General features: G+C 61.1%; 9 protein-coding genes and 2 tRNA genes. 4 read left to right on the top strand and 7 right to left on the bottom strand.

What is annotated here, in order from left to right; all coding sequences use genetic code 11:
• Positions 1-137 precede the first annotated feature (137 nt).
• A complete protein-coding gene (rlmB, locus tag AB7M23_RS08770; protein WP_163935989.1) occupies positions 138-878 on the bottom strand; it encodes a 23S rRNA (guanosine(2251)-2'-O)-methyltransferase RlmB in 741 nt (246 codons plus the stop codon).
• Positions 875-3,445 (bottom strand): ribonuclease R, encoded by a 2,571-nt coding sequence (gene rnr, locus AB7M23_RS08765; protein WP_454240621.1) that lies wholly within the window; start codon positions 3,443-3,445, stop codon positions 875-877. Before rnr ends, rlmB begins: the two co-directional genes overlap by 4 nt.
• A gap of 266 nt (positions 3,446-3,711) precedes the next feature.
• Here rnr and AB7M23_RS08760 point away from each other — a divergent pair.
• From AB7M23_RS08760 to AB7M23_RS08745, 4 genes are all read left to right on the top strand, one after another.
• Positions 3,712-3,798 (top strand) — tRNA-Leu (locus AB7M23_RS08760).
• Between the two features lie 81 nt (positions 3,799-3,879).
• Positions 3,880-3,966 (top strand) — tRNA-Leu (locus AB7M23_RS08755).
• 205 nt (positions 3,967-4,171) lie between these two features.
• A complete protein-coding gene (locus AB7M23_RS08750) occupies positions 4,172-5,185 on the top strand; it encodes an extracellular solute-binding protein (protein ID WP_065758764.1) in 1,014 nt (337 codons plus the stop codon).
• A complete protein-coding gene (locus tag AB7M23_RS08745; RefSeq protein ID WP_454240620.1) occupies positions 5,185-6,750 on the top strand; it encodes an ABC transporter permease in 1,566 nt (521 codons plus the stop codon). The genes AB7M23_RS08750 and AB7M23_RS08745 overlap by 1 nt, the downstream gene beginning before the upstream one ends.
• A 45-nt stretch (positions 6,751-6,795) precedes the next feature.
• On the opposite strand, the gene AB7M23_RS08740 is transcribed toward AB7M23_RS08745, so the two are convergent.
• From AB7M23_RS08740 to hflK, 5 genes are all read right to left on the bottom strand, one after another.
• Positions 6,796-8,730: a methyl-accepting chemotaxis protein gene (locus tag AB7M23_RS08740; RefSeq protein ID WP_065758762.1), complete on the bottom strand. Its 1,935-nt coding sequence runs from the start codon at positions 8,728-8,730 to the stop codon at positions 6,796-6,798.
• A 187-nt stretch (positions 8,731-8,917) separates the two neighbouring features.
• On the bottom strand, positions 8,918-10,210 hold the full coding sequence (locus AB7M23_RS08735) for an adenylosuccinate synthase (RefSeq protein WP_065758761.1): 1,293 nt from the start codon (positions 10,208-10,210) through the stop codon (positions 8,918-8,920).
• Positions 10,211-10,264: 54 nt separating this feature from the next.
• Complete coding sequence (locus AB7M23_RS08730) at positions 10,265-11,452, bottom strand: ATP phosphoribosyltransferase regulatory subunit (RefSeq protein WP_099773413.1); 1,188 nt, start codon at positions 11,450-11,452, stop codon at positions 10,265-10,267.
• Between the two features lie 242 nt (positions 11,453-11,694).
• Positions 11,695-12,564 carry a protease modulator HflC gene (gene hflC, locus AB7M23_RS08725; protein WP_102052361.1) on the bottom strand — a complete coding sequence of 290 codons (870 nt, stop codon included), beginning with the start codon at positions 12,562-12,564 and terminating at the stop codon, positions 11,695-11,697.
• The gene (gene hflK, locus AB7M23_RS08720) at positions 12,564-13,724 is read right to left on the bottom strand and encodes an FtsH protease activity modulator HflK (protein ID WP_102052360.1); all 1,161 of its coding nucleotides are present in this window, start codon (positions 13,722-13,724) and stop codon (positions 12,564-12,566) included. The genes hflC and hflK overlap by 1 nt, the downstream gene beginning before the upstream one ends.
• Between the last annotated feature and the right edge of the window lie 25 nt (positions 13,725-13,749).

Below are 13,749 nucleotides of genomic sequence, written 5' to 3'. Positions count from 1 at the left end.
GAGAAGCGCCCGCAGACAAGCAAGGTAATTGGTGATTATTTGAACAACGTTGCGCAAGAGAAGCGCGACGCTCTACAGCCCTTAACGACAAGGCCCGCGCCTGCAGCATCGCTGTAGACGCGGGCCCTGAGAGGCCGTCATGCGCGGCGCTGGCGCACCGCTTCAAACAGGCAGACGCCTGTAGCCACCGAGACGTTCAGGCTGCTGACACTGCCGGCCATCGGCAATTTCACCAGGAAGTCACAGTGCTCACGAGTCAGGCGACGCATGCCTTTGCCTTCGGCACCCATGATCAGCACGATCGGGCCGGTCATGTCCTGCTGGTACAACTCCTGCTCGGCCTCGCCGGCCGTGCCGACGACCCACAAGCCACGCTGCTGGAGCTTTTCCAGTGTCCGCGCCAGGTTGGTCACCGCGATCAGCGGGATAACCTCGGCGGCACCACAGGCCACCTTGCGCACGACGGGCGTCAGGGTCGCCGACTTGTCCTTGGGCACGATCACCGCGGTTGCACCGGCCGCATCGGCGGTACGCAGGCAGGCACCCAGGTTGTGCGGGTCGGTTACGCCATCGAGCACCAGGATCAACGGCGAGCCCTCGGTACGCTCAAGCAGTTCCTCGAGCATGTTCTCGCCCCAGACCTGGCTCGGGCTGACCTCGGCCACCACGCCCTGGTGAACGCCCTCGACCCAGGCATCCAGTTCACGCCGCTCCGCCTGACCGACCGCTACGCGGTTCTGCCCGGCCAACTCCAGCAACGCCTGGATGCGTGGCTCGCTGCGCCCTTCAGACAACCAGATCTGCTTGACCCGCTTGGGATGGTGGCGCAACAGGGCCTCTACGGCATGCACGCCGTAGATTTTTTCCAACTGACTCATGACTTGCCCTTCTTACGCGGAGCAGCGCCAGACTTCGGCGGCCCCTTGCGGTGTTTGCTTGGCTTGGCCGCAGGCTTGCCGGACGACGACTTGCCAGCGGCGTGACTGCCCTTGGCGTCGGCCATCAAGGCCTTTTTCATTTCGCGGCTCTTGCGCACCTCGGCATTCTTCGCCGCCGCATGGGACGGGAAGTAAGCCTCGGCGGTCTCGCTTTTCTTGCTGCGACGCGACGGTTCGGCGCTTGGCGCTGGCGCAGCGGCCTTCTCGGCAGCAGGCTCGGAGCCCGAGCCTTGCTTGCGACCGATCGGCGCGCTGAGGGTTTTCTCGGCCATCTCGAAGTCGATCTTGCGCTCGTCGAGATCGACACGCATGACCCGCACTTCAACGGTATCACCCAAACGGAACGTGCGACCGGTACGCTCACCAGACAACCGATGGTGAACCGGATCGAAGTGGTAGTAATCGCCCGGCAAGGCACTGACATGCACCAGGCCTTCCACGTAGATGTCGGTCAGTTCGATGAACAGGCCGAAACCGGTCACGGCCGTGATCACGCCCGGGAAGCTCTCGCCCACGCGGTCCTTCATGTACTCGCACTTGAGCCAGTTGACCACGTCGCGGGTCGCCTCGTCGGCGCGCCGCTCGCTCATCGAGCACTGTTCACCCAGCTGTTCCAGGGTGTTCTCGTCGTAAGGGTAGATCCGTGCCTTCGGAATGCTCATGGCCCCGGCGCGCTTGACGTGCGGGGTGTCCTGACGCGAACGGATCACGCTGCGGATGGCCCGATGGGTCAGCAGGTCGGGATAACGGCGAATCGGCGAGGTGAAGTGGGTATACGCCTCGTAATTCAGGCCGAAGTGACCATGGTTATCGGCGCTGTACACCGCCTGGCTCAGCGAGCGCAGCATGACGGTCTGGATCAGGTGGAAGTCCGGACGGTCGGCGATTTGTGCCAACAGCGCCTGGTAATCCTTCGGCGACGGACCATCCTTGCCCTTGTGCAGCGACAGCCCAAGCTCACCGAGGAAGGCACGCAGCTTTTCCAGGCGCTCCGGTGGCGGACCGTCATGGACCCGGTACAAGGCCGGAATTTCATGCTTCTTGAGGAACTCGGCAGTGGCAACGTTGGCCGCCAGCATGCACTCTTCGATCAGCTTGTGAGCATCGTTGCGCACAGTCGGTCGAATTTCCGCGATCTTGCGCTCGGAACCGAAGATGATCCGGGTTTCCTGAGTCTCGAAATCAATCGCGCCACGGCTGTGACGAGCGGTCAACAGCACCTTGTACAGCGCATAGAGCTGCTTGAGGTGCGGCACCACGTTGCTGTACTCGTCACGCAGGGCTTTGCCCTCACGCGTACGCGAATGCTCAAGCATGCTGCTGACCTTGTTGTAGGTCAGACGCGCATGGGAGTGGATCACCGCTTCATAGAACTGGTAGTCGACCATCTGGCCAGACTTGTTGATGGTCATTTCACAGACCATCGCCAAGCGGTCGACATGCGGGTTAAGCGAGCACAGCCCGTTGGACAGCTCTTCGGGCAGCATCGGCACGACGCGCTCGGGGAAGTACACCGAGTTGCCGCGCACCTGCGCCTCGGCATCCAGTGCCGAACCGAGGCGAACATAGCTGGACACGTCGGCGATAGCGACATAGAGGCGCCAGCCTCCGGAGAACAGGCGCAGCTTGCCCAGGCTCTCGCAATAGACCGCATCGTCGAAGTCGCGGGCGTCTTCACCGTCGATGGTGACGAACGGCAGGTGGCGCAGGTCAATGCGCTTTTCCTTGTCCTTCTCTTCGACGTCCGGCTTGAGCTTGCGGGCTTCCTTGATGACGGCTTCCGGCCAGACATGCGGGATGTCGTAGCTACGCAGCGCGACGTCGATCTCCATGCCCGGCGCCATGTAGTTGCCGATGACTTCGACGATGTCGCCTTGAGGCTGGAAGCGGGGTGTCGGCCAGTGGGTGATTTTCACCTCGACGAACTGGCCGATCTTGGCGTTGCCACTGCGCCCCGGGGTCACCAGCACTTCCTGCTGGATTTTCGGGTTATCCGGCGTTACGAAGCCAATGCCGCCTTCCTCGAAGTAACGGCCAACGATGCTTTCATGGGCACGGGAGATGACTTCGACCAGCACACCCTCGCGGCGACCACGGCGGTCAACGCCGGAAACGCGAGCCAGGGCTCGGTCACCGTCAAACACCAGACGCATCTGCGCCGGGCTGAGGAACAGGTCTTCAGTGCCGTCATCCGGGATCAGGAAGCCGAAACCGTCGCGATGGCCGGAGATGCGGCCGAGGATAAGGTCCAACTTGTCCACCGGGGCATAAGTGCCGCGCCGGGTATAGATCAACTGACCATCACGCTCCATGGCACGCAACCGGCGGCGCAGGGCTTCGATCTGGTCCTCGGTCGTCAGGCCAAACTCCTCCACCAACTGCTCACGGGCAGCTGGCGAGCCTCGTTCGGCGAGGTGCTGCAGGATCAGCTCACGGCTGGGGATGGGGTTTTCGTATTTTTCCGCTTCACGAGCGGCCTCGGGATCGAGGGTCTGCCAATCGGCCATTAGGAGGGGTTCACCTTGTCTATATAAGGGTTAGTTTGGCATAGGCGTATTGAAACCGGAAATTTCGGCCTTGGACAGCCCCGCCAGAGCCCTGTGAGGGGCTATAAGTGCTGTCATTGGACAACAACTTGAATTTTTTAAGATTTTTTCCAAACAGGGCTTTACAGCCGTTTTGAGCATCCGTATTATGCGCACCACAGCGACGGACACCGTCGTTATAGTTGAGAAGCAACGTGATGTGAAGCATCATGTGACCTTAACGAAATGCCCAGATGGTGAAATTGGTAGACACGCCAGCTTCAGGTGCTGGTGACCTTACGGTCGTGGAAGTTCGAGTCTTCTTCTGGGCACCAATTTCAAATTTCAGATTAGCCTAAAGCATCTGGAATTTATGCAACACGCTACACCGTTTCATGCTCAAACGCTTTACTTTTGCCCAGATGGTGAAATTGGTAGACACGCCAGCTTCAGGTGCTGGTGACCTTACGGTCGTGGAAGTTCGAGTCTTCTTCTGGGCACCATATTTCTAAAGAAACCCGCGAAAGCGGGTTTTTTTATGCCTCGCGAAAAGTACTTATCCCCCACCTGCAGCTACGCCCCTCCCTCTCAGTAAAGGCGAATGGCAACGATAGCCTGCTCATGAATTTTTCCTCACAGGCGTACTTGAGAAACAATATCGTTTATTATTGTTTCCAGATTTGTACCCGTAAGCGAGGAAGTACCCGCATGACGATTCGCATCAAACCGATTTTGCGCGGCCTGGCCGCTTCCCTGTTCACACTGGCACTGGGTACCCCTCCGGCCATGGCCGCCGACCCCGTGTCGCTGACCCTGTACAACGGCCAACACAAGGAAATCGGTGAAGCCATCGCCAAAGCCTACGAGGCCAAGACCGGCATTCACATCAATATCCGCAAGGGCAGCAGCAACCAGCTGGCCAGCCAGATCATCGAGGAAGGCGATCGCTCCCCCGCCGACGTCATCTACACCGAAGAGTCGCCCCCCCTTAACAACCTGGGTGAACTCGGCCTGCTGGCCAAGATCGACGATGCGACCTTGCAGGTTCTACCCAAGGAATACGTTGCCAACAACGGCACCTGGATGGGTGTAACCGCACGTACGCGCGTCGTCGCCTTCAACCCCAAAGTGATCGACGAAAAGTCGCTGCCGCCTTCGGTCATGGATTTCGCCAACCCGGAATGGGACGGCAAGATCGGTTTCGTCCCTACCAGCGGCGCCTTCCAGGAACAGGCCGTTGCAATCCTCAAGCTCCACGGCCGCGAAGCCGCCGAGGAATGGCTGACCGGCCTGAAAGCCTTCGGCAAGACTTACACCAACAACATGGTCGCGCTCAAAGCCGTGGAAAATGGTGAAGTCGCCGCGGTACTGGTCAACAACTACTATTGGTACGCCCTGAAAAAAGAGCGCGGCCAGCTCGATTCGAAGCTCTACTACCTTGCCGATGGCGATGCCGGCGGCCTGGTGACCATTTCCAGCGCGGCAGCGGTCAAGGCCAGCAAGCACCCACAGGAAGCCCAGGCGCTGCTGGCCTGGATGGCCAGTGAAGAAGGCCAACGGGTGATCACACAAACCACCGCCGAATACCCGCTGCACAAAGGCATGGTCTCTGATCAGGGCCTGAAGCCATTCGAAGACCTGCGTCCACCGAAAATCACCCCGGCCGATCTGGGTAACGCCGAGGAAGCCCTGGAACTCGAACGCGAAGTTGGCCTGCTCTGATGAGCGCCGCCCTGCCCTTGGCGGCCTCCGCCGCCTATGTACCGCGACGAAAGCGCCCCTCGATCTGGGTGGTGCTACCGGTTCTGCTGCTGGTCGGGCTCAGCCTGCTGCCGTTGCTGTATGTTGGGCTAAAGGCCTGGCAGGCCGGGCTGCACGAGGCCTTGCGCCTGCTCTGGCGACCCTTTGTATGGGGCCTGATGCGCAACACGCTGCTGCTGATGGTCGGCGTTACGCTTGCGTGCGCGATACTCGGCCTGGCGCTGGCTTGGTTGCTGGAACGCAGCGACTTGCCGGGAAGGCGCCTGTGGGGCGTCGTCCTGTGCCTGCCATTTGCCGTGCCCGCGTTTGTCAGCGGCTTTACCTGGGTATCCCTGAGCCCGCGTTTCGAAGGGCTGGGCGGGGCGATTCTGGTGATGGCGCTGTCCAAGTACCCCTTGGTGTTCCTGCCGGTGGCCGCAACACTGCGCAACCTCGACACCTCCCTGGAGGAGTCGGCACGCACCCTGGGCCAGAATCGCTGGGGAGTGTTCTTCAGAATCACCCTGCCACTGCTCTGGCCGTCGATTCTCGGCGGCAGCCTGCTGATCGCCCTGCACATGCTGGTGGAGTTCGGCGCCCTGTCGATCCTCGGGCTACAAACCTTCACCACGGCGATTTACCAGCAATTCGAGCTGGAGTTCAGCAATGCCAATGCAGCCATGCTGTCAGCCGTGCTGCTGTTCATGTGCCTGCTGATGCTATGGCTGGAGTTGAGGGTGCGCGGCAAGGCACGCCATGTACGTATCGGCCAAGGCGTGGCACGTCGCGCTGCTCCCGTGCGCCTGCGTGCGTGGACGCACATCGCACAGCTGTTCTGCCTGATACTGATGTTACTGGGCAGCGGCATTCCGCTGGGCATGCTCGCGTACTGGCTCAGTGTCGGCTCTTCGGCAGCCTTCCCGGTTGCCGATATCAGCCGGGCACTGGTCTCCTCATTGTCGCTATCGCTGGGCGGTGCCGGGGTAAGCCTGCTACTGGCGCTGCCAGTGAGCTTCCTGGTGGTGCGCCACAAGGGACGCCTGGCAGTCTGGGCTGAGCGCCTGCCGTATTTGTTACATGCCCTGCCGGGGCTGGTGATTGCCCTGACGCTGGTGTACTTCGCCTTGCACTACGTGCCCGCCCTGTACCAGACCACCGGGCTGTTGCTGCTGGCCTATGCCCTGCTGTTTCTGCCACTGGCCCAGGCGCCGGTGCGCACAGCACTGAACAAGGCCTCCCCGCAACTGGAAGAGGCAGCACGCACCCTTGGCGCAACGTCGTTTGGCGCCTTCTGCCGGGTGACCCTGCCGATCATCTTCCCGGCACTGGCAGCAGCTTTTGCGCTGGTCTTTCTGGATGCCATGAAAGAGCTCACGGCAACCCTGCTGCTCAGCCCGACAGGCATGACCACGTTGGCTACCGAGGTATGGGCACACACCGCCAACGTCGAGTTTGCGGCAGCAGCGCCCTATGCAGCCCTGTTGATCCTTGTCTCGGGCCTGCCGGTGTATCTGCTGACCACACGCATGTACCTGAACCGGGCCTGACACTGCCGACAGCCGCTGATCGATCAGCGGCTGTCGATCAGTTGTTCAGGCACGGAACTGCCCCAGGCTGGCCTTGAGCTGAGCCGCCAGATCGTCCAGCACTTTACTGCTGGCCGTCGTTTGCTGAACCACCCTGGCAGCGCGCTCAGCTTGCTCATGAATGGTTTCCACTCGACCACGTACCGCCTGCGCACCCCTGGCCTGCTCCTCAGCCGCACGGGTCGCCATACCGATGGCCGCATGCACCTGCTCGACCGAGGCCTGTACGGCCTGCTGTACCCGCGCATTGTCACGCAGTACCAGCAACCCCTCGCTGGCTTGACGCCCTGCCTGGCTGATCGCCGCAACGGCCTCCCGCGCCCCCTGCTGCAAGGCCCCGATGTGCGCTTGAATATCACCCGTTGAGCTCTGAGTCTTGCTGGCCAGCGCGCGCACCTCATCCGCGACCACGGCAAAGCCCCGGCCTGTTTCACCCGCACGAGCCGCCTCGATGGCCGCATTAAGCGCAAGCAGGTTGGTCTGCTCGGCAATACCGTGAATCACCGTCAACACCACTTCAATCTGCTCGCTCTGCTCAGCCAGTCGCTCGATCACTTTCGAGCCGGTCTGCACCTGCCCGGCCAAGGCTTCGATCAGGCCGGCCACCTGAGCCGAGGTACGGCTGCCTTCATCCGTGGCCTGGCGAATGTCCACAACCTGTTGCAGGGCAGACTGCATTACCTGACTTTCGTTCTGCGCCTCATCAGCCATGGCCGACAAGGCACGCAGGCTTTCGGCCACTTCATCACGCTGCAACTCGGCCGCCGCATCGGCGCCGGCATTGTGTTGGGCCATGACACCGATTTCGATGCCCGTACGCTGTGCCACTTCACCCGCCTCGCGAACAATCGGCTGTAACTTGTCGACAAAGCGGTTGACCGCCGTCGCCATGTCACCAATTTCGTCACGGCTATCAATCGGCACACGCTTGGTCAGATCACCCTCGCCAGCGGCCAAGTCGTTAAGCGCGGCAATGAGCAAACGCAACTTGCTGACGACCCGATGGCCCAGCACCACCGCCACAACCAGAAGCACGCCAAGACCGACCAACGCCAGCCCCAGACCAATGTTCCAACGCAACGTAGCAGCGGCTTCCTGAACGCTCTGCGAGGTGTTCGCCTGCATGCCCGCAGCACTGGCCTGAGCCGCCTCCAAACGCGCACGCAAGGCCTTGGTGCTGTCTGCCGCTGCCCCCATCAGGCTCTCACCCACCAATTGATCACCACTGGCGATCAACGCCGCGAAGCGCTGATCCAAGGCCTGCAGTTCGTGTTCGACTGACGACGTGGATACTCCCATGAGCACTTTGCCGATCTCGACACCATTAGGGTTGATCGGCGCCTCGACGAAGTACACCGACGGATCGTTGCGCGCAGCATTGACCACCTTGTCCAGCGCCCGCTCTCCCTCACCCTTTTCCAGCAAGGCCTGGTTGATCGGGTTTTGCCGGTTCAGGTAACGAGTCAAGTGCTGACCCTGAGCATCGTCGTAGACCACAAAGAGCACATTGGGATTGCGCTGGGCCCGTCGCGAGAACTCCGACAGGGTCGGCACATCGTTGTCCCACATCGCTCTTGGCGCCACAGAGGCCAGCAACTCAGCCATGTCATTGGCCGAGTCCTTGAGGTTCTTTTCCAGGGTGGCTCGTAACTGCGCCTGCTCGCTTTCCAGGCGAGCCGAGAGCCCGCCCGTCAGGCGCTGACGTGTACTGGCCGAAAGGCTGTCCAGACCGGAGCTGACCTCCTGCTCCGCACGCTCCAATTCCGCCGACAATTTCTGACTGTCGACCCCCAAACGATTACCCAAATCCGCTTCAAGCGTGGTCACCGTGCTCCGGGTAAGCGCTACCGCTACCAGCACTTGCACCAAAAGAGCGATACCAAGGGCAACAAAGACAGGCCGCAACAGGCGGCTTCGTAACAGTGAGAGAACGGCTGACACGAAAGAACCCTCTACTTTCTGGCGCCATTAAAATGATGGCTCACCTGTAACGGTTCTCTTAGCAATCCCCATGCCGCACTCCCGATAAAATGCCTGAGCACTGCGCTTCCTGTGGGATCAGCACCAGTCTTTGGCTTAAAAAAACCCCCGCTAAAAAGCGGGGGTTTGTGTTTAACGCAAACGTATATCAGGCAAACGGATGACGCAGCACGATGGTCTCGTTGCGGTCCGGGCCGGTGGAGATGATGTCGATCGGCGCGCCGACCAGCTCTTCCACACGCTTGATGTAGGCACGGGCGTTGGCCGGCAGTTCTTCCAGGGTCTTGGCACCCAGGGTCGACTCGCTCCAGCCCGGCATTTCTTCGTAGACCGGCTCCAGGCCGATGTAGCTGTCGGCATCGGTCGGTGCATCGATAACCGCACCGTTCTCGTTCTTGTAGCCAACGCAGATACGGATGGTTTCCAGGCCGTCGAGAACGTCCAGCTTGGTCAGGCACAGGCCGGAGATGCTGTTGATCTCGATGGCGCGACGCAGGATCACGGCGTCGAACCAGCCACAACGGCGGGCACGGCCCGTGGTAGCACCGAACTCATGGCCACGCTTGGCCAGGAAAGCACCAACGTCGTCGAACAGTTCGGTCGGGAATGGACCGGAGCCAACGCGAGTGGTGTAGGCCTTGGTGATACCCAGGATGTAGTCCAGGTACATCGGGCCAAAACCGGAACCGGTGGCGATACCGCCAGCAGTGGTGTTCGAGCTGGTGACATACGGGTAGGTGCCGTGGTCGATGTCCAGCAGCGAACCCTGGGCACCTTCGAACATGATGTCCTTGCCGTCGCGACGCAGGGCGTGCAGTTCGGCAGTGACGTCGAGCATCATCGGCTTCAGCTCTTCTGCAAAGGCCATGCACTCGTCCAGGGTCTTCTGGAAGTCGATCGCAGGCTCTTTGTAGTAATTGACCAGCACGAAGTTGTGGTAGTCCAGCAGTTCGCCGAGCTTGGCAGCGAAACGCTCACGGTGGAACAGGTCACCGATACGCAGGCCGCGACGGGCAACCTTGTCTTCGTAGGCCGGGCCGATACCACGACCAGTGGTGCCGATCTTCAGCTCGCCACGGGCCTTTTCACGGGCCTGGTCCAGCGCTACATGGTAGGACAGGATCAGCGGGCAGGATGGGCTGATGCGCAGGCGCTCACGCACCGGTACACCTTTTTCTTCCAGCTTGGTGATTTCACGCAGCAGGGCGTCTGGTGCAACCACCACGCCGTTGCCGATCAGGCACTGCACGCCTTCGCGCAGTACGCCCGATGGAATCAGGTGCAGCACGGTCTTCTCGCCGTCGATCACCAAGGTGTGACCGGCGTTGTGACCGCCTTGGTAGCGCACTACGGCGGCAGCATGTTCGGTCAGCAGATCGACGATCTTGCCTTTGCCCTCATCACCCCACTGGGTGCCCAGGACTACGACATTCTTACCCATAACACTTGTCCTCATTCGCGCAAACTTGGCGCCGGGCATCGCCGGCGGGAAAACTCAAATGGCCAGTGGCAGAACCTGCCAAAGCCCGTTTTGCTGAATCAATTGCCGATCACAATCTGCCTCGCGGGCGGCGGACAACGGTTGCCCAGGCAATGCCTGAACCACACGCTGACCTTCGCTACGCAACTGGCAGACCTGTTGCCAAAGCGCGGCATCGCTGCTGTCGGGCATCCAGATCCCGCCAGACGGCAACACGACTTCAGCTCGCCCCAGTGTGACCAGGGTCTTCAAATCCGTAGAGAAACCGGTGGCCGGGCGCGCCCGACCGAAATCCGCGCCGATATCATCGTAGCGGCCGCCCTGGGCGATCGACTGACCGACACCCGGAACGAACACGGCGAACACAACGCCGGTGTGGTAGTGATAACCACGCAACTCACCCAGGTCGAAATACAGCGGCAGGTCTGGATAACGCGCGGACAAGCGCTCGGCAATCGCCAGCAGATCATCCAGCGCAGCCAGTACCGCTGCAGGTGCACGCCCCAGGCGCACACGCGCCGCTTCCAGCACTTCTCGCCCGCCGCACAATTCGGTCAGGGCGCGCAGCATGCCGCCCAGCTCTGCCGGAAGGTTTGCCGTGAGTGCTTCAACTTCGTCGACGGCCTTGCGCTGCAGTGCGTCGAACAACTGCTGCTCAACCGCACCGGACAACCCGGCGGCACGCGCCAGGCCGCGGTAGATACCGACATGCCCGAGGTCCATGTGGACGTCCGCCACGTCAGCCAGTTGCAGCGTTGCGAGCATGAGGCTGATCACCTCGACGTCGCTGACCGGGCTGGCATCGCCATACAGCTCGGCGCCCAGCTGAATTGGGCTGCGCGAGGTCGAAAGCGCCCGAGGCAACGCATGCAGCACGCTGCCGGCATAGCACAGTCGGTTTGGGCCCTCACGACGCAGGGTGTGCGCGTCGATACGCGCCACCTGCGGCGTGATGTCGGCACGGAAGCCCATCTGCCGACCGGATTGTGGGTCGACGACCTTGAAGGTACGCAGGTCCAGGTCCTGGCCGGCACCGGTAAGCAGCGATTCCAGGTACTCGATATGAGGGGTTACGACAAACTCGTAGCCCCAGCTCTGGAACAGATCCAACACCTGACGACGCGCGATTTCGATGCGCGCCGCTTCCGGTGGCAGTACTTCTTCGATGCCATCTGGCAGCAGCCAGCGGTCTACCGTTGCCATTACGCCATTCCCCTTGGGTCCCGACGGCCTGTCCGCAGGCCCGCCTTGAGTGAAGCAGGTATCGCCTGACGCCGCCTGTACAGGCGCTTCAAGCCGGGGCGATACCCTCGAAAACCTTGCTGCGCTGCCGATCAAACATGCAGACGCAAAAAAGCCGGGAATTTCCCGGCTGCCGCATCATACACCCGTTTTCGCGCAGGATCACCCCGCCAGAGGTATTAGCCGCCCGGCGGGGTACATCATCAAGGCTTGGTCTTGCCCATGAAGCGGAAGAAATCGCTGCTTGGGTCGAGTACCAGCACGTCGCTCTTGTTCGCGAAGCTCTCACGGTAGGCCTTGAGACTACGGTAGAACGCGTAGAACTCCTGGTCCTGGCCGTAGGCCTTGGCATAGATGGCCGCTGCCTGGGCATCGCCATCACCACGCACCTCTTCCGACTCGCGATAGGCTTCAGCCAGCAGCACACGGCGCTGACGGTCAGCATCGGCACGGATACCTTCAGCCAGCTCGTTACCCTTGGCACGGTGCTCACGGGCTTCACGCTCACGCTCGGTGCTCATGCGCTCGAACACGCTGCGGTTCACTTCCTTCGGCAAGTCGATGGCCTTGACCCGAACATCGACGACTTCGATGCCCAGCTCCTTGTTGGCCATGCGGTTCAGCGAAGCGGTGATGTCCGCCATCAAGGCGTCACGCTCACCGGACACCACTTCGTGCAGGGTACGCTTACCGAACTGGTCACGCAGGCCGCTTTCCAGACGACGCGACAGACGCTCGTCGGCGATCTGCTTCAGGCCCGAGGTAGCGGTGTAGAAGCGCTCGGCGTCCTTGACCCGCCATTTGGCGTAGGCATCGACCATCACGGCTTTCTTCTCCAGCGTCAGGAAACGCTGGGTCGGAGCATCGAGGGTCATCAGGCGGGCATCGAACCTGCGCACCTGGTTAACGTACGGCACCTTCACGTGCAGGCCAGGCTGAACGTCGGTTTTCACCACACGACCGAATTGCAGCAACACGGCGCGTTCGGTCTGGGCAACGATGTAGAAGCTGTTCCAGGCCACGATCGCCAGCACTACGCCAACGATCAGGGCGATCAGCGATTTATTGCTCATCAGCGGCTCTCCCTAGAACGCGACTCACGTTGCTGCTGTTGCAGGTCAGTGGCAGCACGGTTGGCTGCATCATTGACCGAGACCGGCACGCTGCTCACAGGAGCACTACTGCGCGTGTTTTCGATCATCTTGTCCAGCGGCAGGTAGAGCAGGTTGCTCTGGCCGTCTTTGCCAGAGACCAGCACCTTGCTGGTGTTGCTGTAGACTTCCTGCATGGTGTCCAGATACAGACGCTGACGGGTCACCTCAGGCGCCTTGCGGTACTCGGCCACCAGCTTGGTAAAGCGATCCGCCTCACCCTTGGCACGAGAAACCACTTCGTCGCGATAACCGTTGGCGTCCTCGATGATACGCTGCGCCTGACCACGGGCTTCCGGCACCACGCCATTGGCGTAGGTTTCAGCCTGGTTGCGGGCACGCTGCTCGTCTTCACGGGCGCGAATCACGTCATCGAAAGCTTCCTGCACTTCACGCGGGGCTGCCGCGCTCTGCACGTTCACCTGAGTGACGGTGATACCGGTACGGTAGGTGTCGAGGAAACGCTGCAGGCGCTCCTTGATCTCGACCGCCATCTGTTCACGGCCTTCGGTCAGCACCTGATCCATCGCGGTGGAGCCCACCACGTGGCGCAATGCGCTGTCGGTCGCGTGCTGCAGGCTGACTTCAGGCTGATCGACGTTCAGCACGAAATCCTGCAGGTTGGTGATCTTGTACTGCACGGTCAACGGCACTTCGACGATATTCTCGTCTTCAGTCAGCATTTGCCCCTGCTTGGTGTAGGCACGCTCGCGGGTGACGTTTTCCATGTACTTGCGATCGATCGGCGGGAAGTAGATGTTCAGGCCCGCGCCAACCGTTTCGTAGTATTTGCCGAAGCGCAGAACGACTGCCTGCTCCTGCTCGTCAACCACATAGACGGCGCTGTAAAGCCAGATAGCCGCCAACACGGCGAGACCGACACCCAGCAGGCCAAAACCACCGCCCTTGTTGGTGCCGCTGTCGCCGCCACGTTTCTTGCCACTGCCGAACATACCGTTCAGGCTGTCCTGCAGCTTGCGGAAGGCTTCGTCGAGATCCGGCGGCCCTTTCTTGTCGCCACCACGGCGGCCACCCCAAGGGTCCTGATTGTTCGAGTTGCCACCCGGCTCATTCCAAGCCATAGCGCTCTCCATCTGATAAAGCAAA

Source organism: Pseudomonas sp. HLS-6 TE3448 (assembly GCF_053629555.1).
Note: the sequence above shows the minus strand (reverse complement) of the source record. Positions and strands in the feature narration are given on the sequence as shown.

Coding starts and splice junctions, on each gene's coding strand:
- rlmB (WP_163935989.1), bottom strand. CDS start 878: ATGAGTCAGTTGGAAAAAATCTACGGCGTGCATGCCGTAGAGGCCCTG.
- rnr (WP_454240621.1), bottom strand. CDS start 3,445: ATGGCCGATTGGCAGACCCTCGATCCCGAGGCCGCTCGTGAAGCGGAA.
- AB7M23_RS08750 (WP_065758764.1), top strand. CDS start 4,172: ATGACGATTCGCATCAAACCGATTTTGCGCGGCCTGGCCGCTTCCCTG.
- AB7M23_RS08745 (WP_454240620.1), top strand. CDS start 5,185: ATGAGCGCCGCCCTGCCCTTGGCGGCCTCCGCCGCCTATGTACCGCGA.
- AB7M23_RS08735 (WP_065758761.1), bottom strand. CDS start 10,210: ATGGGTAAGAATGTCGTAGTCCTGGGCACCCAGTGGGGTGATGAGGGC.
- AB7M23_RS08730 (WP_099773413.1), bottom strand. CDS start 11,452: ATGGCAACGGTAGACCGCTGGCTGCTGCCAGATGGCATCGAAGAAGTA.
- hflC (WP_102052361.1), bottom strand. CDS start 12,564: ATGAGCAATAAATCGCTGATCGCCCTGATCGTTGGCGTAGTGCTGGCG.
- hflK (WP_102052360.1), bottom strand. CDS start 13,724: ATGGCTTGGAATGAGCCGGGTGGCAACTCGAACAATCAGGACCCTTGG.